The organism is Ruegeria sp. BHSC037 (genome assembly GCF_059613045.1).
Genome location: NZ_JBXWRT010000008.1, coordinates 71,894 through 95,843, shown reverse-complemented (window position 1 = coordinate 95,843; position 23,950 = coordinate 71,894). Strand labels below are relative to the sequence as shown.

The window sequence follows — 23,950 nt, the reverse complement described above, 5'->3', positions numbered from 1 at the left end:
GCTATCAGGCAGGCCATGACGCAGGAATACACCATTCTCCGCCTCGGGCATCAGGGCGACGGCATCGCCGAGGGCCCGGTCTATGCCCCCCGAACGCTGCCTGGCGAGCGGGTCAGCGGCCTGCTGGACGGCTCGGAGCTGACCGATATCAAGGTGCTGACGCCGTCGGACGATCGGGTCAAACCGCCGTGCCGCCACTACAAAAGCTGCGGCGGCTGCCAGTTGCAGCACGCCTCGGACGCCTTCGTGGCCGATTGGAAGGTCGAGGTGGTGCGTACCGCGCTGGCTGCTCAGGGGCTGCAGGCCGAGATGCGCCCGATCCTGACGTCGCCGCCGCAGTCGCGTCGCCGCGCCACCATCGCGGTGCGCCGCACCAAGAAGGGCGCGCTGGCGGGGTTCCACGGCCGCGCCTCGGACGTGATCACCGAGATTCCTGATTGCCAGCTGCTGGACCCGGCGCTGACCGCCGCCATCCCCGTGGCCAAGGCGCTGGCCGAACTGGGCGGCAGCCGCAAGGGCGTGTTGTCTGTCACCCTGACCCTATCCGAAGCCGGGCTGGACGTGGCGGTGCAGGGCGGCAAACCTCTGGACGGCCCGCTGGAACTGGCGCTTGCGCAGGCGACCGAGCAGCACGGCTTGGCGCGGCTGGCCTGGGATGGCGAGGTGATCGCCATGCGCAACCCACCCGCACAGCGCTTCGGTCCGGCCACGGTGGTCCCGCCGCCGGGGGCCTTCCTTCAGGCCACGAAAGATGGAGAACAGGCTCTAACACAGTCGGTTTTGGAGATTGTTGGCCCAGCCAAGCGGGTGGTTGATCTGTTCGCGGGCTGCGGCACGTTCTCGTTGCCGCTGGCGCAACTGGCTGAGGTTCATGCCGTTGAAGGCGCGGCTGATATGACCCGCGCGCTGGACCAGGGCTGGCGCAAGTCCACGGGATTGAAACAGGTCACGACCGAGATGCGCGACCTGTTCCGCCGCCCCTTGATGCCGGACGAGCTGCGCCGCTTCGACGCCGTGGTTCTGGACCCGCCACGCGCCGGCGCCGAGGCCCAGGTGGCCGAGCTGGCTCAGGCCCGCCGTCCGGTCATCGCCTATGTGTCCTGCAACCCTGTGACCTTCGCGCGGGATGCAAAAATTCTGGTTAAGGCGGGCTATGCCCTTGAATGGGTCCAAGTGGTTGACCAATTTCGATGGTCATCCCACAGCGAACTGGTGGGCAGCTTCAAACTGGCAGAGAACCCATGACCCGACAGGAGACCCTTCGCATGACGATCCGGCAGCGCCTGCAGGCCTTTGTCGAAAACCCGCGATTTGCGCAATTCATCACCGGCGTCATTCTGGTGAACGCGGTTCTGCTGGGCATGGAAACCTCGGACACGCTGATGGCGAAGTTCGGGCCGGTGATCGTGCTGCTCGATACCATCTGCCTGACCATCTTCGTGGCCGAGATCGCGATGAAACTGGTGGCCAACGGGCGCCGGTTTTTCCTCAATGGCTGGAACATTTTCGATTTCGTGATCGTTGGCATCGCCCTAGTCCCCGGCGGCGCCGGCATTTCGGTTCTGCGCGCGTTGCGGATCTTGCGGGTGCTGCGGGTGATCTCGGTCGCGCCGCGTCTGCGCCGGGTGGTCGAAGGGTTCATCCAGGCGCTGCCGGGCATGGGCAGCGTGTTCCTGCTGATGGCGATCCTGTTCTATATCGGCGCGGTGATATCGACCAAATTGTTCGGCGACAGCTTCCCCGACTGGTTCGGAGACCTCGGCCGCTCAGCCTATACCCTGTTCCAGATCATGACGCTGGAAAGCTGGTCGATGGGCATCGTGCGCCCGGTGATGGAGGTCTATCCCTATGCCTGGCTGTTTTTCGTGCCATTCATCATGGTCACAACCTTCGCGGTGGTGAACCTGCTGGTCGGTCTGATCGTGAATTCGATGCAGGATGCCCACCACGCCGAGGAAGGCGTCAGGACCGATGCCTATCGGGACGAGGTGCTCGAGCGGCTGGACTCGATCGAACGCCGCCTGACCGAACATATGAACAGCAAAAAGTGATTTCCGTTTCCGCCGGATTTTGGCATGATGCTGCAAAACGAGCAGGCAGTGAAATCATGGATCGTCGAGCATTTGGATTGGGTGCACTGGCAACACTGAGCCTTTCGGCTTGTGGAAGTGGGGGCCCTCGATTTCTGACCTACAACGGACCCGAGGTGACATCCATCGTTGTGAACAAGGGCGCGCGCAAGATGTACCTGCTGCATCACGAGCAGATCTTGCGCGAGTATGATGTCGAGCTTGGCTTCGCTCCAAGCGGCACAAAGGTTAAGCGCGGAGACGGCCGCACACCCGAAGGCACCTATCTGATCGACCGCCGCAACCCTCGCAGCCGATATCACCTGTCGGTCGGAATTTCCTATCCAAACGCGCAGGACGTCGCCAAGGCCAAGTCGATGGGGGTCGATCCCGGCGGCGACATCTTCATCCACGGCCAGCCGAACCTGCGCAAAGAGCGCAAGCGCGCGAAAAAGACCCCGGACTGGACCGCAGGCTGCATCGCCGTCAAGAATGACGAGATCGAAGAGATCTATGCCATGGTCAAGCCCGGCACGGTCATCACGCTGCGTCCGTGACCGGCCGCCAGTCGCCGAAACCGAACTGGACATAGTCGCGCTGATAGGCATCGGCCGCCAGCGCCTCGAGCCGGGCATCGTAGATCTGTTCCAGCCGATAGGGCGCATCCGGCTCTAACGGGGGCGGCGCGGGCGGTGCGCCGTGGCCAAACCTGCGCGCAAGATCCGGCAGGGCGGTTGCCATCTCATCCTCGCGCAGGATCAGGTCAGGCTGGGCAAAGGCGGCGATGCCCTCCAGCACCTGCGCCTGGCTGCACCACAGCCCATCCACCCGGATCGGGGTCTGCCCCGCGAGGTTCAGCTTCAGAAACTCCAGAAACGCGGCAAAGGCCGCATGATGCTGATCCAGCGTATAATTCTGTTCGCGCAGCTGCCCCGGAATGGGCAGTTTGAACCGATTGCGCAGCGTGGAGCGGATGGCGGCATAGCCGCCCGGCCCGGTGGCAAGGATCTTGTTGCAGAATGTACTATGGGCGCGGGCCAGCGGGTGTCGCAGCACGGTGAATTTGCGATGCCCCGGGCGCGTCTTCATCCAGCGGCGCACCTGTTGCTGGTTGCGTCGGGTCAGCAGCCCGTCGGGCGGGCAGCCGTCCAGCGCGGCCAGCCAGTGGGTCACCGCCTGCTCGGGTCCGCCGCGCACCGGCAGATATATCAGCGGCGTGTCCGGAGCCGCGACATAGCGGGGCACGCCGGGGCCGCGGCGCGGTTCGAAACTTGGTGGGCGGTGCAGGTTGAACCAATCGGTGTCGCGCAGCGCCTGTTGCATTTCCTCGGGGTTCGAGACCTTGGACAGGGCGGGTGCCGGATTCTGCGGTTTTAGGTCGGGGGCCAGCCGATCCAGCCGCGCAGCCACACCCAGCCAGGCGGCCAGCCCGTTCAGAACCTCCAGATCCGACAGGTCGTCATATCCGATGTGGAAGGCAACCTGTCCGGTGCGTTGCAGGTGGTTCAGGACCGCAAGGCGATGCTCCTGTCTCCGGTCCAGATAGTCGGCGAATTCCTGCGGATCGAAGGGCACCGTCGCATCGCGCCGCTGTTTCACGTTGGTCAGCTTCCACTGCTGGGTGGCGCGGGCGATCTTCAACGAGATGTAGCTGTCCAGCGGGTTGCGGGTCAGGATGATTTTGGCGCAGCGCGGATCGTCCAGCGCCAGCGCCAGCGCGCGCGGGTCGTGCGACGGAAAAAACCGGAACCCGTGCAGGCCGCCCGGTGCCCTGCGCACGGTCTGGATCACCGCGGCGGGGTCCTGGTCGCGCTGGTCGATGGAGAAACCCAGAACATGGGTCTCTTTCGGGTACCCGATAAAATGCGGGTTGAACAGCTCGCCATGGCAGGTCACGCCGTCCAACGCGTTCAAATGCGTCTCGAGTAGGTTCGAGCCGGTGCGCATGTCGGCCAGGATGATGAAATGGTCAAACGGGCTGGGCATTCCGGATCATTGCACCAGATAGGGCTTGTGATAAGACCGGGTCTGGCCGCCGAACACGTCGTCGACCGGAAAATCCCCCATCAGGAAGGGGTGCATGCCTTGGTTCTTTAGGTTCTGCAGGAATTTTCCGAACCCGGTCAGATCGACCATCCTGGGCGCTTCGATCAGGTGGCCCGGCTGCGACACGCCCATCTCGTCGATGACGGTCTGCAGATGCTCGATCGGGGATTCGAGGAATTCTGCCATCGACCAGATTCGCACCCGTGCCTTGGTCCAGACGGAATCGAGCACCTCGAGCTGCTCGCTCTCGATCTTCTGCAGCCGCGCGGCCTGGGCGCGGATTTCCCCGAAATTCTGGTTCGACCGGAACAGGGGCACCGCCCAGGCGCCGGTAACGACCGAAACCTGCGCGTTCTTGTCCCGCGCCAGGAACCAGTTGATCTTTTGCGTATCGGCGGGGCCGAACTGAAAGCACTGCCGCTCGCCGCGGGTGTTCCAGATCAGGTTCGACAGAAAGGCGGTTGGGTTGTAGTCACGCAGCGTCGCGCTGTCGCTGAGCGCGCCGTTGATGAGGGTTTCCCGGCCTGCGAACTCGGCCCGCTCGGGTGCGAACAGATGGCCATGGACCCGCGCGCCGGTGGTGTTGAACAGCCAGTCCTCGAAATCGACGAACAGCTCCGAAAATCCCTGAAACACCGAATAGGGGAACGCGGTCAGCCCGTTCTCGCTGCCGTGGCGGGGAAAGCGGCTTTGCATGTACAGCCCGTCGCGTCCGCGGGTGCGACGCTCGACCGCGCGGGAAAACACCCGGTCGATCTTGCCCGGATTGGGTTCGGCAGGTTTCAGCGCGCCGGGCTGGTCGGACAGGAACGCCTGGTACAGCCGGTCGGCTTGTGGCCAGATTTTGCGGGCGACGAAACAGTCGGACCGGCGCAGCAGCTGCAGGTGATCGTCATAGAAGATGTGCGGCCGGCCCTGGTAGTCGAATTTAGACAGGGTCAGCGACCGGCTTTCGATCTGAGTGGAATACAGCCGCGCCAGTGTCTGGAAATAGCTTTCGTCCGGAATCCAGACATGCCGGAAATAGCGATCGTAAATCGGGCGTTTCGGGTCCTGCAGGATCGCCGACAGCGTCTGGCGGGTCAGGCACCACCACTGGCTGCCCATGTGGGGCACCAACCCGTCGGGGATTCGCCGCCGGTAGCCGACCGCGCGTTGCAGCTTTACGAACCGGTCGAACAGCTTGCGGTGCTTGCGCCACGAGAACGGAAACCGCAGCGTGAATCGCTCGGCATCCAGCCCGCCCACGGTCCAGCTGACATCGGCGGTGGTGGCGCTTTCGATGAAGTCCGCGCGCGGCCGGTCAGCCAGATAGTCGATCAGGTCCTGCACCGGGCGCAGCGGCAGGCACGCGCCCGAGGACAGAAAGACGTGACGCACGCCCGGGAAGCGGTCCAGCATCAGTTCCGCGGCCGTCTGGGTGGCCGCGACGATCCCCCAGCCGCCCCAGTGACAGACATGGCGGTCACAGAACACGATCAGCGGATCATCGGCGCAGGCCGACACGAAATCGTCATGCACCTGTCGGGCGACCTTACGATCGACATGGATCACCACAGGGCATCCCGCAGCCGTCCAGTGCCGGGCCACCTGTTCGGCCCGGCCCAGCGCGGTATGGACCAGCATGATGATGCCCAAGCTGCCATTCATGCCCAGTTCCCCTTGGACATCAGGCCCAGAATCTCGAGCTGGCGCCAGTTGATGTATTTCTCGGACCATTTGCACCAGAAGACAGGCCGGTTTTCCAGCTCGGCCAGATAGGCCTTGTATTCCGCCGACCCGCGATAGTGCTGGCCCCACCGCAGCTCTTCCTGCACCTTGGTTCCCAGGGTGTCGATCAGCTTGGCATGCAGCAAAGCGCCGCTGGCCTTTTCTCCGCCCCATTCGTCATAGACCTGGTTCAGGCCGCGCGGCAGCAAGGCATGGGTCGAACTGACATAGACATATCGCCGGTCCCATCTGACCAGCGGGATCTTGTTCAGGGCCGGGGCCTTTTCCGGCCGGTCCCTGAAGAACATGCGCGCGCGCGGGCCACCCTGGATCCAGAGGTTGCCGTATACGGGGTTTTTGCTGATCACATAGTTGCCCGAGTCGAACCAGGGCGCAATTTCGAACGGGTCCTGACCTTCGTGATACGGGGCCTCCTGGATCGGGCCTTCGGGGTACATGTCCAGCAGCATGGTGCCGAAGCTGCGCACCCCGGTGCCGTCCAGCCAGTCGGTCAGCGCGCGCAGCGGGCGCGTGTCGCAGAAGGGATAGACGAAGAACTCATCCGGATCGACGGTCAGGACCCAGTGGCCATGCGCGTATCGGCGCAGCAGGTGGTTGGACCAGTCAACCCCAAATGTGGCCCGGCGATAGCTGGCCGCCGTATGCCAGACCGAGACGTCGGGCTGCTGTGCCAGGTATTCCAGCGTGCCGTCATCGCTGTCATTGTCCACGAACAGAAAGTGGTCGATGCCCAGCTTTCGGTAGTAGGACAGGAACCAGGGCAGGCGGATCTTTTCGTTGCGCACCACGCTCATCAACAGGATGTCGTCCGAGCGGATCTGGCGGGTCTTGTCCTGAACGGGTTTCAGATCGCGGCCGCGGCGGGCGCAACGCAACAGACGGCGCTTGCGCCGCAGTCTCATCCGATAGGAATCCAAAAGGCTCACGCGACTGCCCAACCTTTTTCCTTACGCGAGCATGCCCGGGGCTGGTTGCGGCCAGAGTGGTGCCGGGCAATGACGTTTTATGACATTTTCGCACCTTACAAGGCAATCTATTTAAATGGCGTTATCCAGACAGGGGTTTTCCGGGTGCGGAGTTCCCCCTTCAGCGCCAGCCGCCCGAAGACATCAGCCCCAACGCCTGCAGATGCACCCAGCCCGCAAAGCGCTCGGAACGGGCGGTCCACAAGTCAGGCCCGGCGATGATGCCATCATAGTATGGCCCGAATTGGTCGGGATCGTGAAAATGCTGGCGCCTGCGCTTTTCCTCCTGCGATTTGGCGACGACCTGCGGCAGGAACTTGGTGTGCAGCAGCACCCCCGAAGGCGCCTCGCCCCCCGGCCCGTCATAGGCATGGTTCAGATGTCGGGGCAGCGCCGAGTGGCAGGAATTCACATAGGCGAACCGGCGGTTCCACTTGACCAAGGGGATCTTGTTCAACGTCGGCGCCCGCTCGGGCCGGTCGGCAAAGAAAACCCGCTCACGCACCCCGCCTTGCACCCACAAATTGCCCAGCGGCTGTTGCCGCCGCACGCGATAGGGGCCGGGGTCGAACCAGGGCAGGGTCTCGGTCGGGTCGGTATCGGGGTCGTGCGTCTGGCTGCCCAGCGGTCCCTTGGGATAAAGGTCGAGCATCAGCGCGCCGAAAGCCAGCTGCCCGCGGCTGTCCAGCCATCGAGTCAGGTCATGCAGGGTGCGGCTGTCGTGATGGGCATAGATCAGCAGTTCGTCGGCATCCACCATCAGGGTCCAGTGGCCATGGCCATAGCGCATCTGCAACCAGGTCAGCCAGTCCAGCCCGAACCGCGCCTCGCGATAGCTGGCCCCGGTCTGCCACAGCGAAACGTCCGGCTGGTTGAGCAGGTAGGTGACCGAGCCGTCATCGCTGCCGTTGTCGACAATCAGGAAATGATCGACCCCCAGCCGGCGATAGTGGCGCAGAAACCAGGGCAGGCGCTCGATCTCGTTGCGCAGGGTGGTAAAGGCCAGAATGTCGGTGGGCGCGATCAGACGGGTCTTGTCCGACACCGGCGTCAACGCGTGGCGGCTGCGGAAGGACCGCCACAACAGGCGCTTGCGTTTCAGGCGCAGGCGGTATCTGCGAATCCAGCCCGGGGCGTTTTCGTCATGATGGTGCGCGGCGCCCATGGCACGATCACTTTTCGTAATGGCCATTCTGATGCCAGCGCCAGGCATCGGCGATCATCACTTCCAGCCGCGACCGTTTGGGCCGCCAGCCCAGTTCGGCCTCGGCCCGGGTCGAGCCTGAAACCAGCTTGGTGCAGTCGCCCGCCCGGCGCGGACCGACATTGAAGGGCACCTCGCGGTTGGTCACGCTGTGCGACTGCGCGATCACCTCTTTTACTGAAAACCCGGTGCCGGTGCCCAGATTGAACACTCGGCTGCCCTTGCTCTGTTCCAGCCAGCGCAGGCCCAGTACATGCGCATCCACCAGGTCGCAGACATGGACATAGTCGCGGATGCAGGTGCCGTCGGGCGTGTCGTAATCTGTGCCGTAGACGGTCAGCGCGTCGCGCTTGCCGTCGATCGCGTCCAATAGCAGCGGAACCAGATGGGTCTCGGGGCGGTGGAACTCGCCCACGTCGCCGTCAGGGTCGGCACCAGCCACGTTGAAATAGCGAAAGATCACGTGGTTCAGCCCGTGCGCCTGTTCGAAATCGCGCAGGATATCCTCAATCGCACGTTTCGAGGCGCCATAGGCGTTCAGCGGGTGTTGCGGCGTGGTTTCGTCCAGCACCACGTTGTCGTGGTCGCCATAGGTTGCGCAGGTGGACGAGAAAACGAAATCCAGGCAACCGGCGGCCACGGCCGCCTCGATCAGGTTCAGTGATCCGGTGACGTTGTTGCGCCAGTACCGGCCCGGCTCGCTCATGGCTTCGCCGACCTGGCTGAGCGCGGCGAAATGCATCACCGCCGCCGGTTGGTACTTGGCAAAGACCTGATCCAGCCGCGCGCGGTCCAGCAGATCGCCCTGTTCGAACGGGCCGAATTTCACCGCATCCTGCCAGCCGGTGACAAGGTTGTCATAGGTCACGGGCACATAGCCCGCCTGCGCCAGCGCCTTGCAGGCATGAGATCCGATATATCCGGCACCGCCGGTCACGAGTATGTTTGTCATCCGTGGTCCTGCCGAATGTCTGCCGCTCATGGGCTAATTGCTGCGCTGCCCGCGCGGAACGGGGAATCTGCGCCTATTCCAACCCCATCGCGGCCATCATACTTTCGATTTTGGCCACGTCCTGCGGATTGTTCAACTCCCAGAACTGGCGGCCTTTTGCCTCGACCTCGACACACAGAACCTTGCGTCCGTTTTCCATGAACCGCAGCTGTTCCAGCCCCTCGAGCCGTTCCAGCGGCCCGACCGGCCAACCCGGATAGGCGGCCAGCGCGTCGGGGCGGTAGGCATAGACGCCCACATGATGGAACACCGGCGTCGGATCCGACCCGGCATAGGTGTCGGCGGTGAAGGGGATCACTTCCTTCGAGAAATAGAGCGCGCTGTGATCGGTCGCGAAGACGGCCGTGGTGCCGCCCACCCGGCCGTGCCTGCGGTCGTTCAGCAGCCCGTTCAGCGCCTCGCCGTCGCACCGCAGCACCGGCGTGGCCACGCCGGCCTCAGGCGCAGCGCGCAGGCCATTGACCAAATCCTCGATGAACCAATGCGGGGTCAGGGGGGCGTCGCCTTGCAGGTTGACCACGATCTCGTATCCGCCGCCCAGCCTGTCATGCGCCTCGGCGCAGCGTTCGGTGCCGTTGGCGCAGCTTTCTGAGGTCATCACCACCTCGGCGCCAAAGCCCTCGGCCGCAGCGCGGATGCGGTCGTCATCGGTGGCCACCACCACCCTGTCGACGCCCGAGACCGACATGGCCGCGCGCCAGGACCGCTCGATAAGGGTCATGGGCTTTCCCGTTGCGCCGGTCAGCGGCACCAGCGGTTTGCCCGGATAGCGGGTCGAGGCATAGCGGGCGGGGATCGCGATCAGAACCGACATCAGGCCTCCTTGAGTTCGACGCCCGGGGCATAGGCAATAAAGAACGGGTTGGCATAACCCTCCTTGCCGTAGGTCAGCGGCGTGTGGTCGTCGAAACGCACCACATGGCCCCCGGCTCCGGCCAGCACCGCGTGGCCTGCGGCGGTGTCCCACTCCATGGTTCGCCCGACACGCGGATAGAGGTCGGCTTCGCCCGTGGCCACCAGGCAGAATTTCAGCGACGAGCCCGCCGACTTGCTGTCTTTGACCTGGTATTTGTTGATGTAGTCATCCGTGGCCTGATCGCGATGCGATTTCGAGGCCACCACCAAAAGCGCCGAATTGTCCGGATCAGAGACTGAAATCGGCGTGACCTCGCCCGGTTTGTCCTTGTCCAAGGCGTCGGTCTCCTCGACCGAGCGGCCATCGGCCAGGGTATAGAACATGCGCCCGCGGGCCGGGGCATAGACCACGCCGCGGGTGGGCACGCCGTTTTCGACCAGCGCGATGTTCACGGTGAAATCCCCGCGCCGGTTGATGAATTCCTTGGTGCCGTCCAGCGGATCGACGATTAGAAAGGTGTCGCCTTGCTGGCTGTGCGACGCGGCCTGTTCCTCGGTCACCAGCAGGATGTCGGGGAAGGCGGCGCGCAGCCCGGCCGAGATCAGCGCATCGGCGGCTTCGTCAGCTTCGGTCACTGGGCTGGAATCGGATTTGACCTTCACGTCAAAATCATCGGCATCGTAGATCTCCATGATCTTGTCGCCCGCTTCCAGGGCCAGGCGTCTGATCACGGGGATGAGGTCGTCATAGGTCACAAAAATGCTCCGTTTCCATGGTTTGTTGATCCGAAAACCTGACGAACTTATGCTGTGCCGGATACGGAACGGCAAGGAATTCGTGCCAGGCTGTCGGAACAAACCCGGGAAAGAGCGTTCGAGTGTTCTATTACAAGCGCAGCAGCAGCCTGCTTGGCAGCGCGTTCACCACGGCGGAACTGGTGTTCCACGCCGTCGTGCGCAACATCCGCTCGCAGCACAGCAACGCCGTTCTGGCCATCGTGATGAACATCCTGCAGGTCGTGCTGCTGGCCAGCGTATTCTACCTGATCATGTCTTTCATGGGTGCCCGGGTGGCCAAGATCCGCGGCGAGTTCATCCTGTACCTGCTGTCGGGCATTTTCCTGTTCATGACCCATATCAAGGCGGTGGGCGCGATCGCCTCGTTGGGGGGCACCAACAACCCGATGATGCTGCATTCGCCGATGAACATGATGGTGCTGCTGCTGGCGGCGGCTTTCGGCGCGCTGTATACGCAGATCGTGTCGATCCTGGTGATCCTGTTCGTCTACAGCGTGGCGGTTACCCCGATCGAGATGCAGGACCCCGGCGGCGCCTTCGCGATGTTGGTGCTGGCTTGGTACACGGGCTGTTCCGTGGGGCTGGTGTTCATGGCGCTCAAGCCGTGGCTGCCGACGGTGTCCCTGATGCTCAGCAACGTCTATCGGCGGTTGAACATGGTGTTTTCCGGCAAGATGTTCGTCGCCAACGCGTTAGGCGGCTATTTGCTGGCGATGTTTGCCTGGAACCCGCTGTTCCACGCGATCGATCAGTGCCGCGGGTTCATCTTTCGCAACTATTTCCCGCGCAACACCAGCTGGGAATATGCGCTTTGGGTCGGCATCGCGCTGATGATGATCGGCCTGCTGGGTGAATTCTATACACGCAAGCACATCTCGAAAAGCTGGGACGCCCGGCGCTAGGTCGCCACGCGCAGGGTCAGGTTGATGCGGCCACCCCGGGGCAGCAGGCGCGACGACCCGAACCGGATCCGGTCGATTCCGTGATAGGCCAGCCGTGCGGGGCCGCCCATGACCACCACGTCGCCCGAGTTCAGCCACACGGATTCGGTTTTTCCGCCGCGGGTGGTGTTGCCGATGCGGAACAGAGCGTCATCCCCCAATGAGATTGACACGACCGGCCACGAGAAATCGGCCTCGTCCCTGTCCTGGTGCAGGCCCATGCGGGCGCCTTCGCCGTAATAGTTGATCAGGCAGCAGTCCGGGTCGCGGTCCAGCGCGGTCACCTCGCGCCAGATGGTCAGGATCGGCTGCGGGATGTCCGGCCAGGGCATGCCTTTGGGGTGCGCGCCCTGGTAGCGGTATCCGCGGCCGTCCGACACCCAGCCCAACGGCCCGGCCGAGGTCATGCGCACCGACATCTTGCGCCCCGAGGCCGTGCTGGGATGAAACAGCGGCGCGGCTTTCAGAACCGGTCGCAAGGCGTCGACCAGCTGTTGCTGGGCGGCGCCGTCCAGATGGCCTTTTCTGATGTCGAATCCTCGTAAATTCAGGCGAGTCACGGCAGAAACCTCATTCCTTTCGAAATCCTTGCCAAAAAAGGCCCAAGATTCCCGAAAACCTGCATTTCACAGTGCTTGCAGGCCTTGGGCCTCGCCCTTATATACGCCGGGACGCGCGAGGGTGTAGTGCCACCGCGCCCAACAGATCGGGGCTGGGATGCCATAACGGGTTCTGGCCTCGGGACATCGCCTTGAAAAGAAAGGGATCGAAATAATGGGAAAAGTAATCGGGATTGACCTCGGGACCACCAACTCGTGCGTGGCCATCATGGACGGCTCGCAGCCGAAGGTCATCGAAAACGCAGAAGGGGCGCGGACCACGCCCTCGATCGTCGCCTTCACCGAGAATGAGCGACTGGTCGGACAGCCGGCAAAACGCCAGGCGGTCACCAACCCTGAAAACACGATTTTCGGCGTCAAGCGCCTGATCGGCCGCCGGGTCGACGACCCCGAGGTCGAAAAAGACAAGAAAATGGTGCCCTATCGCATCATCGACGGCGGCAACGGCGACGCATGGGTCGAAGCCCGCGGCGAAAAGTACTCCCCAAGCCAGATTTCGGCTTTCATCCTGGGCAAGATGAAGGAAACTGCTGAAAGCTACTTGGGTGAGGAAGTCACGCAGGCCGTCATCACCGTTCCGGCCTATTTCAACGACGCCCAGCGTCAGGCCACCAAGGATGCCGGCAAGATCGCCGGCCTGGAAGTGCTGCGGATCATCAACGAGCCTACCGCCGCCGCGCTGGCCTATGGCCTGGACAAGAAAGACAGCCAGACCATCGCGGTCTATGACCTTGGCGGTGGTACTTTCGACGTGACCATCCTGGAAATCGACGACGGCCTGTTCGAGGTCAAATCGACCAACGGTGACACCTTCCTGGGTGGTGAAGACTTTGACATGCGCATCGTCAACTACCTGGCCGAAGAGTTCAAAAAAGAACACGGCGTCGACCTGAGCCAGGACAAGATGGCCCTGCAGCGACTGAAGGAAGCTGCCGAAAAGGCCAAGATCGAGCTCAGCTCGACGACCCAGACCGAGATCAACCAGCCGTTCATCTCGATGGGCTCGAACGGCCAGCCGCTGCACATGGTCATGAAACTGACCCGCGCCAAGCTGGAATCGCTGGTCGGTGACCTGATCAAGAAATCGCTGAAACCCTGCCAGGCCGCTCTGAAAGACGCCGGCATCTCGGCCAGCGACGTGGACGAGGTGGTTCTGGTCGGTGGTATGACCCGGATGCCGAAGGTCATCGAAGAGGTGACCAAGTTCTTCGGCAAAGAGCCCCACAAGGGCGTGAACCCTGATGAAGTCGTGGCCATGGGTGCTGCTATCCAAGCCGGCGTTCTGCAAGGCGACGTCAAGGACGTGGTCCTGCTGGACGTGACCCCGCTGTCGCTGGGCATCGAAACCCTGGGCGGCGTGTTCACCCGTCTGATCGACCGCAACACCACGATCCCGACCAAGAAGTCTCAGGTATTCTCGACCGCCGAGGACAACCAGAACGCGGTGACCATCCGGGTGTTCCAGGGTGAACGCGAAATGGCGGCCGACAACAAGCTGCTGGGTCAGTTCAACCTTGAAGACATCCCGCCGGCTCCGCGCGGCATGCCTCAGATCGAGGTGACTTTCGACATCGACGCCAACGGCATCGTTTCGGTTTCGGCCAAGGACAAAGGCACCGGCAAAGAGCAGAAGATCACCATCCAGGCTTCGGGCGGTCTGTCGGAAGAAGACATCGAACGGATGGTCAAGGATGCTGAAGAGAACGCCGAGGCCGACCGCAAGCGCAAGGAGCTGGTCGAGGCCAAGAACCAAGCCGAAAGCCTGATCCATGCGACCGAGAAATCGATCGAGGAGCATGGCGACAAGGTCGATCCGTCGACCATCGAGGCGATCGAACTGGCCGTGGCCGCGCTTAAGGACGAATTGGAATCGGACAATGCCGACAAGATCAAGTCGGGCATCCAGAACGTGACCGAAGCGTCCATGAAGCTGGGCGAGGCGATCTACAAGGCGCAGTCTGAAGAGGCCAGCGAAGAACCGACCGCCGCCGATGCGGGCCCCGGCGATGACGACATCGTCGATGCCGAGTTCGAAGATCTGGACGATGACAAGCGCACCTAACGGCTAACCGGGCCAGTTCGGGCCGGTCCGGATACCGGGCCGGCCCGTTTTACGTTGAGGCAGAAGGAAACACCGATGTCAAAACGCTGCTATTACGAAGTGCTCGGCGTGTCCAAGGGCGCTTCGGCGGAAGAGATCAAGAAGGCCTTTCGCCGAAAGGCGAAGGAGCTGCATCCCGACCGCAACAAGGACAACCCAGAGGCCGAGGCGCTGTTCAAAGAGGCCAACGAGGCCTATGACATCCTGCGCGATGCCGACAAGAAAGCCGCTTATGACCGGTTCGGTCACGCGGCCTTTGAGAACGGCACCGGCGGTGCGCGCCCGGGTGGCGGTTTTGGCTCGGGCGATTTTTCCAGCGCCTTTTCCGACGTGTTCGACGATCTGTTCGGCGATTTCATGGGCGGCCGGCAGGGCGGTGGGCGCCGGGCCGCGCGGGGGTCCGACCTGCGCTACAATCTGCGCGTGACCTTGGAAGAGGCCTACTCGGGGCTGCAGAAAACCATCAACGTGCCGACCGCCGTGGCCTGTTCGTCCTGCGAAGGCACCGGCGCCGAAGGCGGGGTCGAACCCACCACCTGCCCGACCTGTTCGGGCATGGGTAAGGTGCGCGCGCAACAGGGCTTTTTCACCGTCGAGCGCAGTTGCCCGACCTGTGCGGGCCTGGGCCAGATCATCAAGAACCCCTGCAAATCCTGCCACGGCTCGGGTCGGGTCGAGAAGGAACGCGCGCTGTCGGTCAACATTCCAGCAGGTGTCGAAACCGGAACCCGCATCCGCCTGGCGGGCGAAGGCGAAGCCGGCATGCGCGGCGGTCCTCCGGGCGACCTCTACATCTTTGTCGAGGTGACGCCGCACAAGCTTTTCGAGCGGGATGGCATGAACCTGTATTGCCGGGTCCCGGTCAGCATGGCCAAGGCGGCGCTGGGCGGCTCGATCGAGGTGCCCACCATCGACGGTGGCCGCGGCCGGGTGCAGATTCCGGCCGGCAGCCAGTCGGGCCGGCAGATGCGTCTGCGCGGCAAGGGCATGCCCGCGCTGAGGGGCGGCGGTGTCGGGGACATGTTCATCGAACTGGCGGTCGAGACCCCGGTCAACCTGACCGCGCGGCAGAAAGAACTGCTGAAGGAGTTTGACGAGCTGGGCGAAGACAACCACCCGGAATCCAAGAGCTTCTTCTCATCCGTCAAATCCTTCTGGGAGCGGATGCAAAGCTGATCCCAGTGTTTCAGACAGCCAAGGGCCGGCGAAACATCGCCGGCCTTTTTCGTTCTGAGTCCAGTTTGGTCCGAAACTGCGCGGAATTGGCCCTTGATTCCTCGCCCTAGCCTTGAGAATGTGCGCCCAACCGTTGGGGTGCCCCGAACCCGGGGCTGAGAGGCGCGCGAGCCAACCCATCGAACCTGATCCGGGCAATACCGGCGGAGGGAACGGTCTAAAACACTCAGACGTTTTCCATGCCCGCGTTGCCCCACATGCAAGAAGGGAGCGACATGGCGCATATCGCTTTGACCATCGCGGGATCCGACAGCGGCGGAGGGGCCGGCATTCAGGCCGACCTCAAGGCGATGTCGGCGCTGGGTGTGTTCGGTGCCAGTGTCATCACCGCCGTCACCGCCCAGAACACGCAGGCGGTCACCGCCGTACATGGCATCCCGCTGGACATGATCGCCGCGCAGATCGATGCGGTTCTGTCCGATCTGGACGTGCGCGCGGTCAAGATCGGCATGTTGGCCACGCCCGAAATCATCCAGACCGTCGCCGACGGTCTGTCCGGCTTTACCGGGCCCATCGTGCTGGACCCGGTGATGATCGCCAAATCGGGCGATGCCCTGCTGGCGCGTGAGGCGGTGCAGACGTTGCGCGAGGTGCTTCTGCCCCGCGCCACCGTCCTGACCCCGAACCTGCCCGAGGCGGCCTGCCTGCTGGATCAGATGATTGCGGAGACCACCGACGAGATGACGGCGCAAGGCCATGCCCTGTGCGATCTGGGCGCGGGCGCGGTTCTGATGAAGGGCGGGCATGGCAAGGGCGATGTCTGCCGGGATCTGCTGGTATCTCAGGACGGGGTCGTCGCTCAGTTCGAGGCCCCGCGGGTGAACACGAAGAACACGCATGGCACGGGTTGCACCCTTTCTTCGTCCATCGCGGCGGGATTGGCCAAGGGGCTGGGGCTGGCGGATGCCGCGGTGCAGGCACATTCCTATCTGCAGGGCGCGATTGCGGCGGCGGACGGTCTTGGGGTCGGGCACGGGCATGGCCCCGTTCACCATTTCTATCGGGTTTGGGAGTCGTGACGGTCTGGTCCGTCATAGGTGCCGGGGTGGCCGGTCTGGCCGTGGCCTCGGAACTGGTCGCGCGGGGTGCGCAGGTACGGGTGTTTGACCCCGGCGGGCCTCCCGGGCCACATGGCTGTTCGTGGTGGGCCGGTGGCATGTTGGCGCCCTGGTGCGAATATGAGAATGCCGAGGAACCCGTGCTGCGACTGGGGCAACAGGCCATCGATTGGTGGGCGGCCCGCACCCCGGTCACGCGGCAAGGAACGCTGGTCGTGGCCAACACGCGAGACCTGCCCGACCTGCGCCGCTTTGCCCGCCGGACTGAGGGGTTCACGCTGGTCGATCAAGCGAAAATTGCTGAATTAGAGCCTGATTTGCACGGTTTTTCCCAAGGCCTGTTCTTCGCAGATGAGGCCCATCTGGACCCTCGCCGCGCGCTGCAGGACCTGTATCGCGGCCTTCAGGATAAGGGCGTCGCATTCCATCGCAAGCTGGCTCCGTCGCGGCTGGACAACGCCATCGACTGCCGTGGCCTGCACGCGCGCGACATCCTTCACGACCTGCGCGGCGTGAAGGGGGAAATGCTGGTGATCCGCTGCCCCGACGTGACGCTGACCCGTCCCGTGCGGCTTCTACATCCTCGGATGCCGCTCTATGTCGTGCCGCGGGGCGAGGGCGTCTACATGCTGGGCGCCACGATGATCGAATCCGAGGACAGCAGCCGGATCACTGCGCGCTCGATGCTGGAACTGCTCAGCGCGGCCTATGCGCTGAACCCGGCCTTCGGCGAGGCCGAGGTGCTGGAAATCGGGGTCGATCTGCGCCCGGCCTTTCCCGACAACCTGCCGCGCATCCGCCGGCTGGGGCGGACGATCTATGCCAATGGCCTCTATCGCCACGGCTACCTGCTGGCCCCGGCCTTGGCCCGGGGCGTGGCCGATCTGGCGCTCGAGAACACACATTCGGAGATGGCCGATGAAGATCGTGCTTAATGGCGAACCGCGCGAGGTGCGCGCCGAAACCCTTGGTGAATTGCTGGCGGAATGCGGGTTTTCCGGCCGAGTCGCCACTGCGGTGAACGAGGAATTTGTGCCCTCGGGCCTGCGCATCGCGCACAAACTGGCCGAGGGCGACCGGGTCGAGGTCGTCGCACCGATGCAGGGGGGCTGAGGATGAAAACGTTTTACGGCACCGAACTGCCCAACCCGCTGATGCTGGGCACCGCGCAATATCCCAGCCCGGCGATCCTGGAACAGGCCTTTCGAGCCAGCGGCGCGGGCGTGGCCACGGTGTCATTGCGGCGCGAGGGCGCGGGCGGGGCGGGTCAGGCGTTCTGGTCGATGATCCGCGATCTGGGCGTGCTGATCCTGCCCAACACCGCCGGCTGTCACACGGTCAAAGAGGCCGTCACCACCGCCCACATGGCGCGCGAGGTGTTCGACACACCGTGGATCAAGCTGGAACTGATCGGCCACACCGACAGCCTGCAGCCCGACGTGTTCCAACTGGTCGAGGCCGCGCGCATTCTGACCGACGAGGGGTTCCAGGTGTTTCCCTACACCACCGAAGACCTGATCGTGGCCGAGCGTCTGCTGGCCGCCGGGTGCCAGGTGCTGATGCCCTGGGGCGCGCCGATCGGGTCGGGACGGGGTTTGAACAACGAATACGCCCTGCGCGCGATGCGGGCCGAGTTTCCCGACGTGCCGTTGGTGGTGGATGCCGGCATCGGCCTGCCCAGCCACGCCGCCCACGCGATGGAGCTGGGCTATGACGCGGTTCTGCTGAACACCGCTGTCGCCCGCGCGGGCGATCCGGTGGCGATGGCGCAGGCCATGGCGCTGGCGGTGCAGGCCGGGAAATTGGCGCATCAGGCCGACCCGATCGAGCCGCGCGACATGGCCGAACCCTCGACCCCCGTGATCGGAAAGGCCTTTCTGTCATGATGCTCGACCGCTTCTATCCGATCTTCGATCACACCGACTGGCTGCGGCGGATGCTGCCCTTGGGCGTAAAGTTGGTGCAGCTGCGCATCAAGGATCAGCCCGACGCGGTGGTGCGCGCGGAGATCGCCACCGCGCAGGCCCTGTGCCGCGACCACGGCGCGGTGCTGGTGGTGAACGACTATTGGCGGGCCGCCATTGACGCGGGCTGCGATTGGATCCACCTGGGGCAGGAGGACCTGGACGACGCCGATCTGCCCGCCATCCGCAAGGCCGGACTGAAACTGGGCGTATCCACGCATGACGATGACGAGCTTGAACGCGTGTTGTCGATGGACCCGGACTATGTGGCACTGGGGCCGGTCTATCCGACCATCCTTAAAAAGATGAAATGGCACCAACAGGGCCTGCCGCGGGTGACCGAGTGGAAACGGCGCGTGGGTGACATCCCTCTGGTCGGCATCGGCGGTATGAGCGTCGAGCGCGCGCCGGGCGTGTTTCAGGCCGGGGCCGACATCGTCTCGGCCGTGACCGACATCACCCTGAACGCCGACCCCGAAGCGCGGGTGCGCCAGTGGATCGAGGTCACGCGATGAGCCGCTATGCCCGCCAGATGATCCTGCCCGAGGTCGGGGCCGAGGGGCAGAACCGCCTTGCCCGCGCGCGGGTTTTGGTCGTCGGCGCCGGGGGGCTGGCCGCGCCCGCCCTGCCGCTGCTGGTCGGGGCTGGGGTGGGGCATCTGACCATCGTCGATCCCGATACAGTGGACCTGTCGAACCTGCATCGCCAGACGCTGTTTGCCGAGTCCGATTGCGGCCGCCCCAAGGCCGAAGCGGCCGCCGAACGCTGCCGGGCACTGAACAGCGAGATTACCGTTGCAGCGCGAAAACAGACTCTAACGCCTGCAAGTGCCGCTGAATTGGTGGCCGAGGCCGATCTGGTTCTGGACTGCGCGGACAGTTACGCGGCCAGCTATACGTTGTCGGATACCTGCCTGGCGCAGGGCAAGCCGCTGATCAGCGCCTCGGTTTTGGGCCTGTCGGGGTATGTTGGCGGGTTCTGCGGCGGTGCGCCCTCCTTGCGCGCGGTTTTTCCCGACGCGCCGGACAGTGGCGCCAGTTGTGCCACCGCGGGTGTTCTGGGCCCGGTCGTGGCGATGATCGGCGCGATGCAGGCGCAGATGGCGCTGGGCGTGATCCTGGGCCTCGAGCCTTCGCCGTTGGGCCAAATGATGCAGGTGGACGGGCGCAACTGTATCAGCAGCGGCTTCCGCTTTGACACCGCGCCGGAACCGGACGGCCATTTCCCCTTTGTTGCCCCCTCGCAACTGACCCCGGACGACCTGGTTGTCGACCTGCGCAGCGTCGATGAGGCCCCCCAGCCGATTCACCCCAACGCTCGCCGATTGACGGTCGAAGCGCTGAAAACAGATCCTAACAAAGGAAAATCGCTGGCCCTCTGCTGTGCCACCGGGCTGCGCGCCTGGCGCGCGGCAGAGGAACTCCACCCCCATTGGCCCGGCCGGATCGTTCTGGTCGCCGCCGCAACGTCGTGAAGCAAAAGGAAACGCAGACCATGAAGAAACTGATCGCCGCCCTTGCCTTGCTGGCCGCCGCGCCCGCCTGGGCGCAGGACAAGATGACCATTCTGCTGGACTGGTTCGTGAACCCCGACCACGGGCCGATCATCGTGGCGCAGGAAAACGGCTATTTCGCCGAACAGGGGCTTGAGGTCGAAATCGTTCCGCCCGCCGATCCGTCCGCCCCGCCGCGCCTTGTGGCCGCCGGTCAGGCCGATTTGGCCGTGTCCTACCAGCCGCAGCTGCACCTGCAGATCCACGAGGGCCTGCCGCTGAAACGGGTCGGGACGCTGGTCGCCACGCCGCTGAACTGCCTTCTGGTGCTCGAGGATGGCCCGATCAACACGCTGGCCGATCTCAAGGGCAAGAAGATCGGCTTTTCGGTTGCCGGTGTCGAAGAGGCGATCCTGACCGCGATGCTGAACGCGCATGGCGTGTCGCTGGACGATATCGAGATGATCAACGTCAACTTCTCGCTGTCGCCGTCGCTGATGACCGGGCAGGTGGACGCCGTGATCGGCGCCTTCCGCAATTTCGAACTGAACCAGATGGATATCGAGGGCGTCCCGGGCCGCTGCTTCTACATCGAGGAAGAAGGCGTGCCGCCCTATGACGAGTTGATCTATGTCGCCAACCCCGAGACGATGGACAAGGACATGATTGCCCGCTTCCTGGCCGCAACCGAGAAGGCCACGCAGTTCATCGTGAACAATTCGGAAAAAAGCTGGGAGATCTTCGCCGCCACCTCGCCCGAGTTGCAGGACGAGCTGAACGCCCGCGCCTGGGTCGATACCCTGCCGCGTTTCGCACTGCGGCCGGCGGGATTCGATGCCGGCCGCTATGCCCGGTTCGAGGCCTTTCTGAAAGAGTCCGGCATGATCGACAGCATCAACCCGGTCAGCGACATCACCATCGACGTGACCGCGCAATGAGCGAGTACGGCAAAGCCTTCGCACTGATGCGCGACGCGGCGCACGGGCCGTGGCGGGACTATACCCGCCACGCCTTTGTCGAAGGGCTGAAGGACGGCACGCTGCCGCGCGCGGCCTTTCTGAATTACCTGCGGCAGGATTACGTGTTCCTGATCCATTTCTCGCGCGCCTGGGCGCTGGCGGTGGTGAAATCGGAAACCCATACCGAAATGCTGGCCGCGTCGCGCACGGTGAACGGTCTGATCAGCGAAGAGATGCAGTTGCATATCGGCATTTGCAAGGCCGAGGGCATCAGCCAGGACGAGCTGTTCGCCACCCCCGAACGCCCCGAGAACCTGGCCTATACCCGCTATGTGCTCGAGGCCGGCTACAGCGGTGATCTGCTGGACCTGTTGGCGGCGCTGGCGCCCTGCGTGATGGGATATGGCGAGATCGGCACCCGGCTGGCGGCCGAGGCGACCTCGGACACCTATCGCGACTGGATCGATACCTATGCCGGGGACGACTACCAGGCGGCCTGCCGGGCCGTGGGTGAGTTGCTGGATTCGGCTCTGACACGACGGCTTGGGGCGGATTTCCGTACCACACCGCGTTGGGATCGCCTGTGCCACACCTTCCGCACCGCGACCGAGCTCGAAGTGAATTTCTGGCAGATGGGTCTGACCCCATGACCCCGCCCCCCGATCTGATCCTCAGCGGACAGGCCAGCATCGACGGCGCGCCGCTGTTCGCGCCGCTGACCCTGTCGCTGAAGGCGGGGCAGTGGACCTGTCTGCTGGGCGGATCGGGGGTCGGCAAGACCACGGTTCTGCGCCTGATCGCCGGGTTGGCGACGGGGGCCGAGTTCACCGGCGAGATCCGCGCCAGCGACGGGCTGCCGGTGGCCGAGCGCGTCGCCTACATGGCGCAGGACGATCTGCTGCTGCCTTGGGCCACGGTCGCGCAGAACGTGGCGCTGGGTGCCCGGTTGCGCGGCGAACGGATCGACGAGGACCGCCGCGCCCGGCTGATCGAACGGATGGGGTTGCGGGATCACATGACCAAGAAGCCCTCGGAACTGTCCGGCGGGCAGAGTCAGCGCGTGGCGCTGGCCCGCACCCTGATGGAGGACAAGCCGATCATCCTGTTGGACGAGCCGTTCTCGGCGCTGGATGCGCGCACCCGCGCTGACATGCAGGACCTGGCCGCCGAAGCGTTGCAGGGACGCACCGTCCTGCTGGTCACCCACGACCCGGCCGAGGCCGCGCGTCTGGGTCAGTCGATCATGGTGATGACGCGCAGTGGCCTGACCCCGTGTCAGCCGCCCCATGCGCCGGTGCCGCGCAAGGTGGACGATCTCGAGACGCTGGAAACGCAGGGGGCGCTGCTGAAGCTGCTGCGGGAGGAGGTGGCATGAAGACGCTCTCGGCCCTTGCCGCGACGCTGTTTGCGCTGGTCCTCTGGCAGGCGATCGTCACCCTGACCGGCCTGCCGAAATTCATCCTGCCTAGTCCGGCGGTGGTGGCCGAGACCTGGTGGCAGAACCGCTGGCTGATCGCCGAGCACACCTGGATCACCGCCATCGAGGTGCTGATCGGCCTGGCCTTTGGAACGGTGCTGGGTGTTATCACCGCGCTGCAGCTGGCCAATTCCCGCGCCGCGCGGGTGCTGGTGCAGCCGATGCTTGTGTTCACCCAGGCACTGCCGGTCTTTGCGCTGGCGCCATTGCTGACCCTGTGGCTGGGCTATGGGCTGTGGTCCAAGGTCGCGATGGCCGTGCTGATCATCTATTTCCCCATCACCGCGTCGTTTTTCGACGGGCTGATGCGCACGCCGCCCGGTTATCTGGACCTGGCCCGCACCATGCAGGCCAGCTCACGCAGCGTGTTGTGGCATATCCGCATCCCGGCAGCGCTGCCCTCGCTGGCCTCGGGGATGCGGCTGGCGGCGGTCTATGCCCCGATCGGGGCCGTGATCGGCGAATGGGTCGGCTCGTCTCAGGGGTTGGGATACCTGATGCTGCTGGCCAATGGCCGCGCCAAGACCGACCTGATGTTCGCCGCGATGCTGACGCTGGGGGTGTTCTCGATCCTGCTGCATCTGGTTGTGCGCCGCGCCACAGCCCGCATGGCCGGTGAGGCGCGTTAACCATTCGGAAACCGATTATGCGGCAATCATGGGCGCATGACCAAGGACGCCTTTGCCGAAGCCCCATCGCTGTTCGAAAGTGACGAAGCGCCGGTCACGCCGCTGCCCACGGGTCGTCTGCCCTCGTATATCAAGGACCACCGCAAGCGCCTGCGCGAACGGTTTATGTCGGGTGGCGCGGGGGCGATGCCGGATTACGAGCTGCTGGAACTGGTCCTGTTCCGCTCGATCCCCCGGCAGGACGTGAAGCCGCTGGCGCGGCTGCTGCTGGATACGTTCGGTGATTTCAACCGGGTGCTGACCGCCCCGGTCGAGCGTCTGCGCCAGATCAAGGGCGTGGGCGACACCGTCATCACCGACCTCAAGATCCTCGAGGCCTGCGCCCATCGCATGGCCCGCGCCCGGGTGATGCAGCGGCATGTGATCTCCAGCTGGGACGCGTTGCTGGACTATTGCCACACCACCATGGCCCATCGCGAGATCGAGCAGTTCCGCGTGTTCTACCTGGACCGCAAGAACGTGCTGATCGCGGATGAGGAGCAGGCCAAGGGCACCGTCGATCACGTACCCGTCTACCCGCGCGAGGTCGCCAAACGCGCGCTGGAGCTGAACGCCTCGGCGCTGATCTTGGTGCACAACCACCCGTCGGGCGACCCGACGCCGTCGCAGTCGGATATCGACATGACCAACCGCATCAACGATGCCTGCGCCGCACTTGGGCTGACCTTGCACGACCACCTGATCATCGGGAAATCGACCGAACTGAGCTTCCGGTCAGAAGGTTATCTCTAAC

General features: G+C 64.1%; 25 protein-coding genes and 1 riboswitch. Of the genes, 17 read left to right on the top strand and 8 right to left on the bottom strand.

The features are described from left to right. The first annotated feature begins 15 nt into the window (after positions 1-15). Genes AC2FMN_RS09860 through AC2FMN_RS09850 form a run of 3 tightly spaced genes read left to right on the top strand, consistent with a single transcriptional unit; the run spans position 16 to position 2,626 of the window. Positions 16-1,245 carry a class I SAM-dependent RNA methyltransferase gene (locus tag AC2FMN_RS09860; protein WP_496687831.1) on the top strand — a complete coding sequence of 410 codons (1,230 nt, stop codon included), beginning with the start codon at positions 16-18 and terminating at the stop codon, positions 1,243-1,245. A gap of 20 nt (positions 1,246-1,265) precedes the next feature. Further along, a complete protein-coding gene (locus AC2FMN_RS09855) occupies positions 1,266-2,051 on the top strand; it encodes an ion transporter (protein ID WP_496681584.1) in 786 nt (261 codons plus the stop codon). A 56-nt stretch (positions 2,052-2,107) separates the two neighbouring features. Further along, positions 2,108-2,626 carry a L,D-transpeptidase family protein gene (locus AC2FMN_RS09850; protein WP_496681582.1) on the top strand — a complete coding sequence of 173 codons (519 nt, stop codon included), beginning with the start codon at positions 2,108-2,110 and terminating at the stop codon, positions 2,624-2,626. Here the strand turns inward: AC2FMN_RS09850 and AC2FMN_RS09845 are convergent. The 7 genes from AC2FMN_RS09845 to cysQ form a co-directional block, all read right to left on the bottom strand. Next, the gene (locus AC2FMN_RS09845) at positions 2,610-4,055 is read right to left on the bottom strand and encodes a nodulation protein NodH (protein WP_496687829.1); all 1,446 of its coding nucleotides are present in this window, start codon (positions 4,053-4,055) and stop codon (positions 2,610-2,612) included. The two genes, AC2FMN_RS09850 and AC2FMN_RS09845, sit on opposite strands and share 17 nt — an antisense overlap. 6 nt (positions 4,056-4,061) lie before the next feature. Further along, positions 4,062-5,765: a DUF5927 domain-containing protein gene (locus AC2FMN_RS09840; protein WP_496687827.1), complete on the bottom strand. Its 1,704-nt coding sequence runs from the start codon at positions 5,763-5,765 to the stop codon at positions 4,062-4,064. Next, entirely contained in the window at positions 5,762-6,748 is a 987-nt protein-coding gene (locus AC2FMN_RS09835; RefSeq protein ID WP_496687825.1) for a glycosyltransferase family 2 protein, read from the bottom strand. The genes AC2FMN_RS09840 and AC2FMN_RS09835 overlap by 4 nt, the downstream gene beginning before the upstream one ends. A 184-nt stretch (positions 6,749-6,932) precedes the next feature. Beyond that, positions 6,933-7,976, bottom strand: a complete 1,044-nt coding sequence (locus tag AC2FMN_RS09830) for a glycosyltransferase family 2 protein (protein WP_496687938.1) — start codon at positions 7,974-7,976, stop codon at positions 6,933-6,935. Between the two features lie 7 nt (positions 7,977-7,983). Continuing rightward, positions 7,984-8,967: a UDP-glucose 4-epimerase GalE gene (galE, locus tag AC2FMN_RS09825; protein WP_496687822.1), complete on the bottom strand. Its 984-nt coding sequence runs from the start codon at positions 8,965-8,967 to the stop codon at positions 7,984-7,986. A gap of 73 nt (positions 8,968-9,040) precedes the next feature. Continuing rightward, entirely contained in the window at positions 9,041-9,841 is an 801-nt protein-coding gene (locus AC2FMN_RS09820) for a 3-deoxy-manno-octulosonate cytidylyltransferase family protein (RefSeq protein ID WP_496681572.1), read from the bottom strand. Further along, the gene (gene cysQ, locus AC2FMN_RS09815) at positions 9,841-10,638 is read right to left on the bottom strand and encodes a 3'(2'),5'-bisphosphate nucleotidase CysQ (protein ID WP_496681569.1); all 798 of its coding nucleotides are present in this window, start codon (positions 10,636-10,638) and stop codon (positions 9,841-9,843) included. The genes AC2FMN_RS09820 and cysQ overlap by 1 nt, the downstream gene beginning before the upstream one ends. 122 nt (positions 10,639-10,760) lie before the next feature. Here cysQ and AC2FMN_RS09810 point away from each other — a divergent pair, with 122 nt between their 5' ends. After that, on the top strand, positions 10,761-11,582 hold the full coding sequence (locus AC2FMN_RS09810; protein ID WP_496681567.1) for an ABC transporter permease: 822 nt from the start codon (positions 10,761-10,763) through the stop codon (positions 11,580-11,582). Here the strand turns inward: AC2FMN_RS09810 and AC2FMN_RS09805 are convergent. Further along, on the bottom strand, positions 11,579-12,181 hold the full coding sequence (locus tag AC2FMN_RS09805; protein WP_496687820.1) for an alpha-ketoglutarate-dependent dioxygenase AlkB family protein: 603 nt from the start codon (positions 12,179-12,181) through the stop codon (positions 11,579-11,581). The genes AC2FMN_RS09810 and AC2FMN_RS09805 overlap by 4 nt on opposite strands. A gap of 214 nt (positions 12,182-12,395) precedes the next feature. Here AC2FMN_RS09805 and dnaK point away from each other — a divergent pair, with 214 nt between their 5' ends. From dnaK to radC, 13 genes are all read left to right on the top strand, one after another. Then, the gene (dnaK, locus tag AC2FMN_RS09800; RefSeq protein ID WP_496687818.1) at positions 12,396-14,303 is read left to right on the top strand and encodes a molecular chaperone DnaK; all 1,908 of its coding nucleotides are present in this window, start codon (positions 12,396-12,398) and stop codon (positions 14,301-14,303) included. A gap of 75 nt (positions 14,304-14,378) precedes the next feature. After that, a complete protein-coding gene (gene dnaJ / locus AC2FMN_RS09795; protein ID WP_496681560.1) occupies positions 14,379-15,518 on the top strand; it encodes a molecular chaperone DnaJ in 1,140 nt (379 codons plus the stop codon). Between the two features lie 124 nt (positions 15,519-15,642). After that, positions 15,643-15,747, top strand: a riboswitch (TPP riboswitch). A gap of 46 nt (positions 15,748-15,793) precedes the next feature. Then, entirely contained in the window at positions 15,794-16,597 is an 804-nt protein-coding gene (gene thiD / locus AC2FMN_RS09790) for a bifunctional hydroxymethylpyrimidine kinase/phosphomethylpyrimidine kinase (RefSeq protein WP_496687816.1), read from the top strand. Further along, positions 16,594-17,571 (top strand): FAD-dependent oxidoreductase, encoded by a 978-nt coding sequence (locus AC2FMN_RS09785; RefSeq protein WP_496687815.1) that lies wholly within the window; start codon positions 16,594-16,596, stop codon positions 17,569-17,571. Before thiD ends, AC2FMN_RS09785 begins: the two co-directional genes overlap by 4 nt. Beyond that, entirely contained in the window at positions 17,555-17,749 is a 195-nt protein-coding gene (gene thiS / locus AC2FMN_RS09780; protein ID WP_496687813.1) for a sulfur carrier protein ThiS, read from the top strand. Before AC2FMN_RS09785 ends, thiS begins: the two co-directional genes overlap by 17 nt. A gap of 2 nt (positions 17,750-17,751) precedes the next feature. After that, positions 17,752-18,522 carry a thiazole synthase gene (locus tag AC2FMN_RS09775; protein ID WP_496687812.1) on the top strand — a complete coding sequence of 257 codons (771 nt, stop codon included), beginning with the start codon at positions 17,752-17,754 and terminating at the stop codon, positions 18,520-18,522. After that, a complete protein-coding gene (locus tag AC2FMN_RS09770) occupies positions 18,519-19,115 on the top strand; it encodes a thiamine phosphate synthase (protein ID WP_496687811.1) in 597 nt (198 codons plus the stop codon). Before AC2FMN_RS09775 ends, AC2FMN_RS09770 begins: the two co-directional genes overlap by 4 nt. Then, a complete protein-coding gene (locus tag AC2FMN_RS09765) occupies positions 19,112-20,074 on the top strand; it encodes a ThiF family adenylyltransferase (protein WP_496687808.1) in 963 nt (320 codons plus the stop codon). The genes AC2FMN_RS09770 and AC2FMN_RS09765 overlap by 4 nt, the downstream gene beginning before the upstream one ends. A gap of 20 nt (positions 20,075-20,094) precedes the next feature. Continuing rightward, positions 20,095-21,030: an ABC transporter substrate-binding protein gene (locus AC2FMN_RS09760; RefSeq protein WP_496687805.1), complete on the top strand. Its 936-nt coding sequence runs from the start codon at positions 20,095-20,097 to the stop codon at positions 21,028-21,030. Then, the gene (gene tenA / locus AC2FMN_RS09755; RefSeq protein WP_496687803.1) at positions 21,027-21,701 is read left to right on the top strand and encodes a thiaminase II; all 675 of its coding nucleotides are present in this window, start codon (positions 21,027-21,029) and stop codon (positions 21,699-21,701) included. The genes AC2FMN_RS09760 and tenA overlap by 4 nt, the downstream gene beginning before the upstream one ends. After that, positions 21,698-22,426, top strand: a complete 729-nt coding sequence (locus AC2FMN_RS09750) for an ABC transporter ATP-binding protein (protein ID WP_496687800.1) — start codon at positions 21,698-21,700, stop codon at positions 22,424-22,426. The genes tenA and AC2FMN_RS09750 overlap by 4 nt, the downstream gene beginning before the upstream one ends. After that, complete coding sequence (locus tag AC2FMN_RS09745; protein ID WP_496687798.1) at positions 22,423-23,157, top strand: ABC transporter permease; 735 nt, start codon at positions 22,423-22,425, stop codon at positions 23,155-23,157. The genes AC2FMN_RS09750 and AC2FMN_RS09745 overlap by 4 nt, the downstream gene beginning before the upstream one ends. 36 nt (positions 23,158-23,193) lie before the next feature. Beyond that, positions 23,194-23,949 (top strand): RadC family protein, encoded by a 756-nt coding sequence (gene radC, locus AC2FMN_RS09740; protein WP_496687796.1) that lies wholly within the window; start codon positions 23,194-23,196, stop codon positions 23,947-23,949. Position 23,950 lies beyond the last annotated feature (1 nt).

Excerpts from the sequence above, each read along its gene's own strand:
- AC2FMN_RS09860 (WP_496687831.1), top strand. The coding sequence starts at position 16 with ATGACGCAGGAATACACCATTCTCCGCCTCGGGCATCAGGGCGACGGC.
- AC2FMN_RS09855 (WP_496681584.1), top strand. The coding sequence starts at position 1,266 with ATGACGATCCGGCAGCGCCTGCAGGCCTTTGTCGAAAACCCGCGATTT.
- AC2FMN_RS09850 (WP_496681582.1), top strand. The coding sequence starts at position 2,108 with ATGGATCGTCGAGCATTTGGATTGGGTGCACTGGCAACACTGAGCCTT.
- AC2FMN_RS09845 (WP_496687829.1), bottom strand. The coding sequence starts at position 4,055 with ATGCCCAGCCCGTTTGACCATTTCATCATCCTGGCCGACATGCGCACC.
- AC2FMN_RS09840 (WP_496687827.1), bottom strand. The coding sequence starts at position 5,765 with ATGAATGGCAGCTTGGGCATCATCATGCTGGTCCATACCGCGCTGGGC.
- AC2FMN_RS09835 (WP_496687825.1), bottom strand. The coding sequence starts at position 6,748 with ATGAGACTGCGGCGCAAGCGCCGTCTGTTGCGTTGCGCCCGCCGCGGC.
- AC2FMN_RS09830 (WP_496687938.1), bottom strand. The coding sequence starts at position 7,976 with ATGGGCGCCGCGCACCATCATGACGAAAACGCCCCGGGCTGGATTCGC.
- galE (WP_496687822.1), bottom strand. The coding sequence starts at position 8,967 with ATGACAAACATACTCGTGACCGGCGGTGCCGGATATATCGGATCTCAT.
- AC2FMN_RS09820 (WP_496681572.1), bottom strand. The coding sequence starts at position 9,841 with ATGTCGGTTCTGATCGCGATCCCCGCCCGCTATGCCTCGACCCGCTAT.
- dnaK (WP_496687818.1), top strand. The coding sequence starts at position 12,396 with ATGGGAAAAGTAATCGGGATTGACCTCGGGACCACCAACTCGTGCGTG.
- dnaJ (WP_496681560.1), top strand. The coding sequence starts at position 14,379 with ATGTCAAAACGCTGCTATTACGAAGTGCTCGGCGTGTCCAAGGGCGCT.
- thiD (WP_496687816.1), top strand. The coding sequence starts at position 15,794 with ATGGCGCATATCGCTTTGACCATCGCGGGATCCGACAGCGGCGGAGGG.
- thiS (WP_496687813.1), top strand. The coding sequence starts at position 17,555 with ATGAAGATCGTGCTTAATGGCGAACCGCGCGAGGTGCGCGCCGAAACC.
- AC2FMN_RS09775 (WP_496687812.1), top strand. The coding sequence starts at position 17,752 with ATGAAAACGTTTTACGGCACCGAACTGCCCAACCCGCTGATGCTGGGC.
- AC2FMN_RS09770 (WP_496687811.1), top strand. The coding sequence starts at position 18,519 with ATGATGCTCGACCGCTTCTATCCGATCTTCGATCACACCGACTGGCTG.
- AC2FMN_RS09765 (WP_496687808.1), top strand. The coding sequence starts at position 19,112 with ATGAGCCGCTATGCCCGCCAGATGATCCTGCCCGAGGTCGGGGCCGAG.
- AC2FMN_RS09760 (WP_496687805.1), top strand. The coding sequence starts at position 20,095 with ATGAAGAAACTGATCGCCGCCCTTGCCTTGCTGGCCGCCGCGCCCGCC.
- tenA (WP_496687803.1), top strand. The coding sequence starts at position 21,027 with ATGAGCGAGTACGGCAAAGCCTTCGCACTGATGCGCGACGCGGCGCAC.
- AC2FMN_RS09750 (WP_496687800.1), top strand. The coding sequence starts at position 21,698 with ATGACCCCGCCCCCCGATCTGATCCTCAGCGGACAGGCCAGCATCGAC.
- AC2FMN_RS09745 (WP_496687798.1), top strand. The coding sequence starts at position 22,423 with ATGAAGACGCTCTCGGCCCTTGCCGCGACGCTGTTTGCGCTGGTCCTC.
- radC (WP_496687796.1), top strand. The coding sequence starts at position 23,194 with ATGACCAAGGACGCCTTTGCCGAAGCCCCATCGCTGTTCGAAAGTGAC.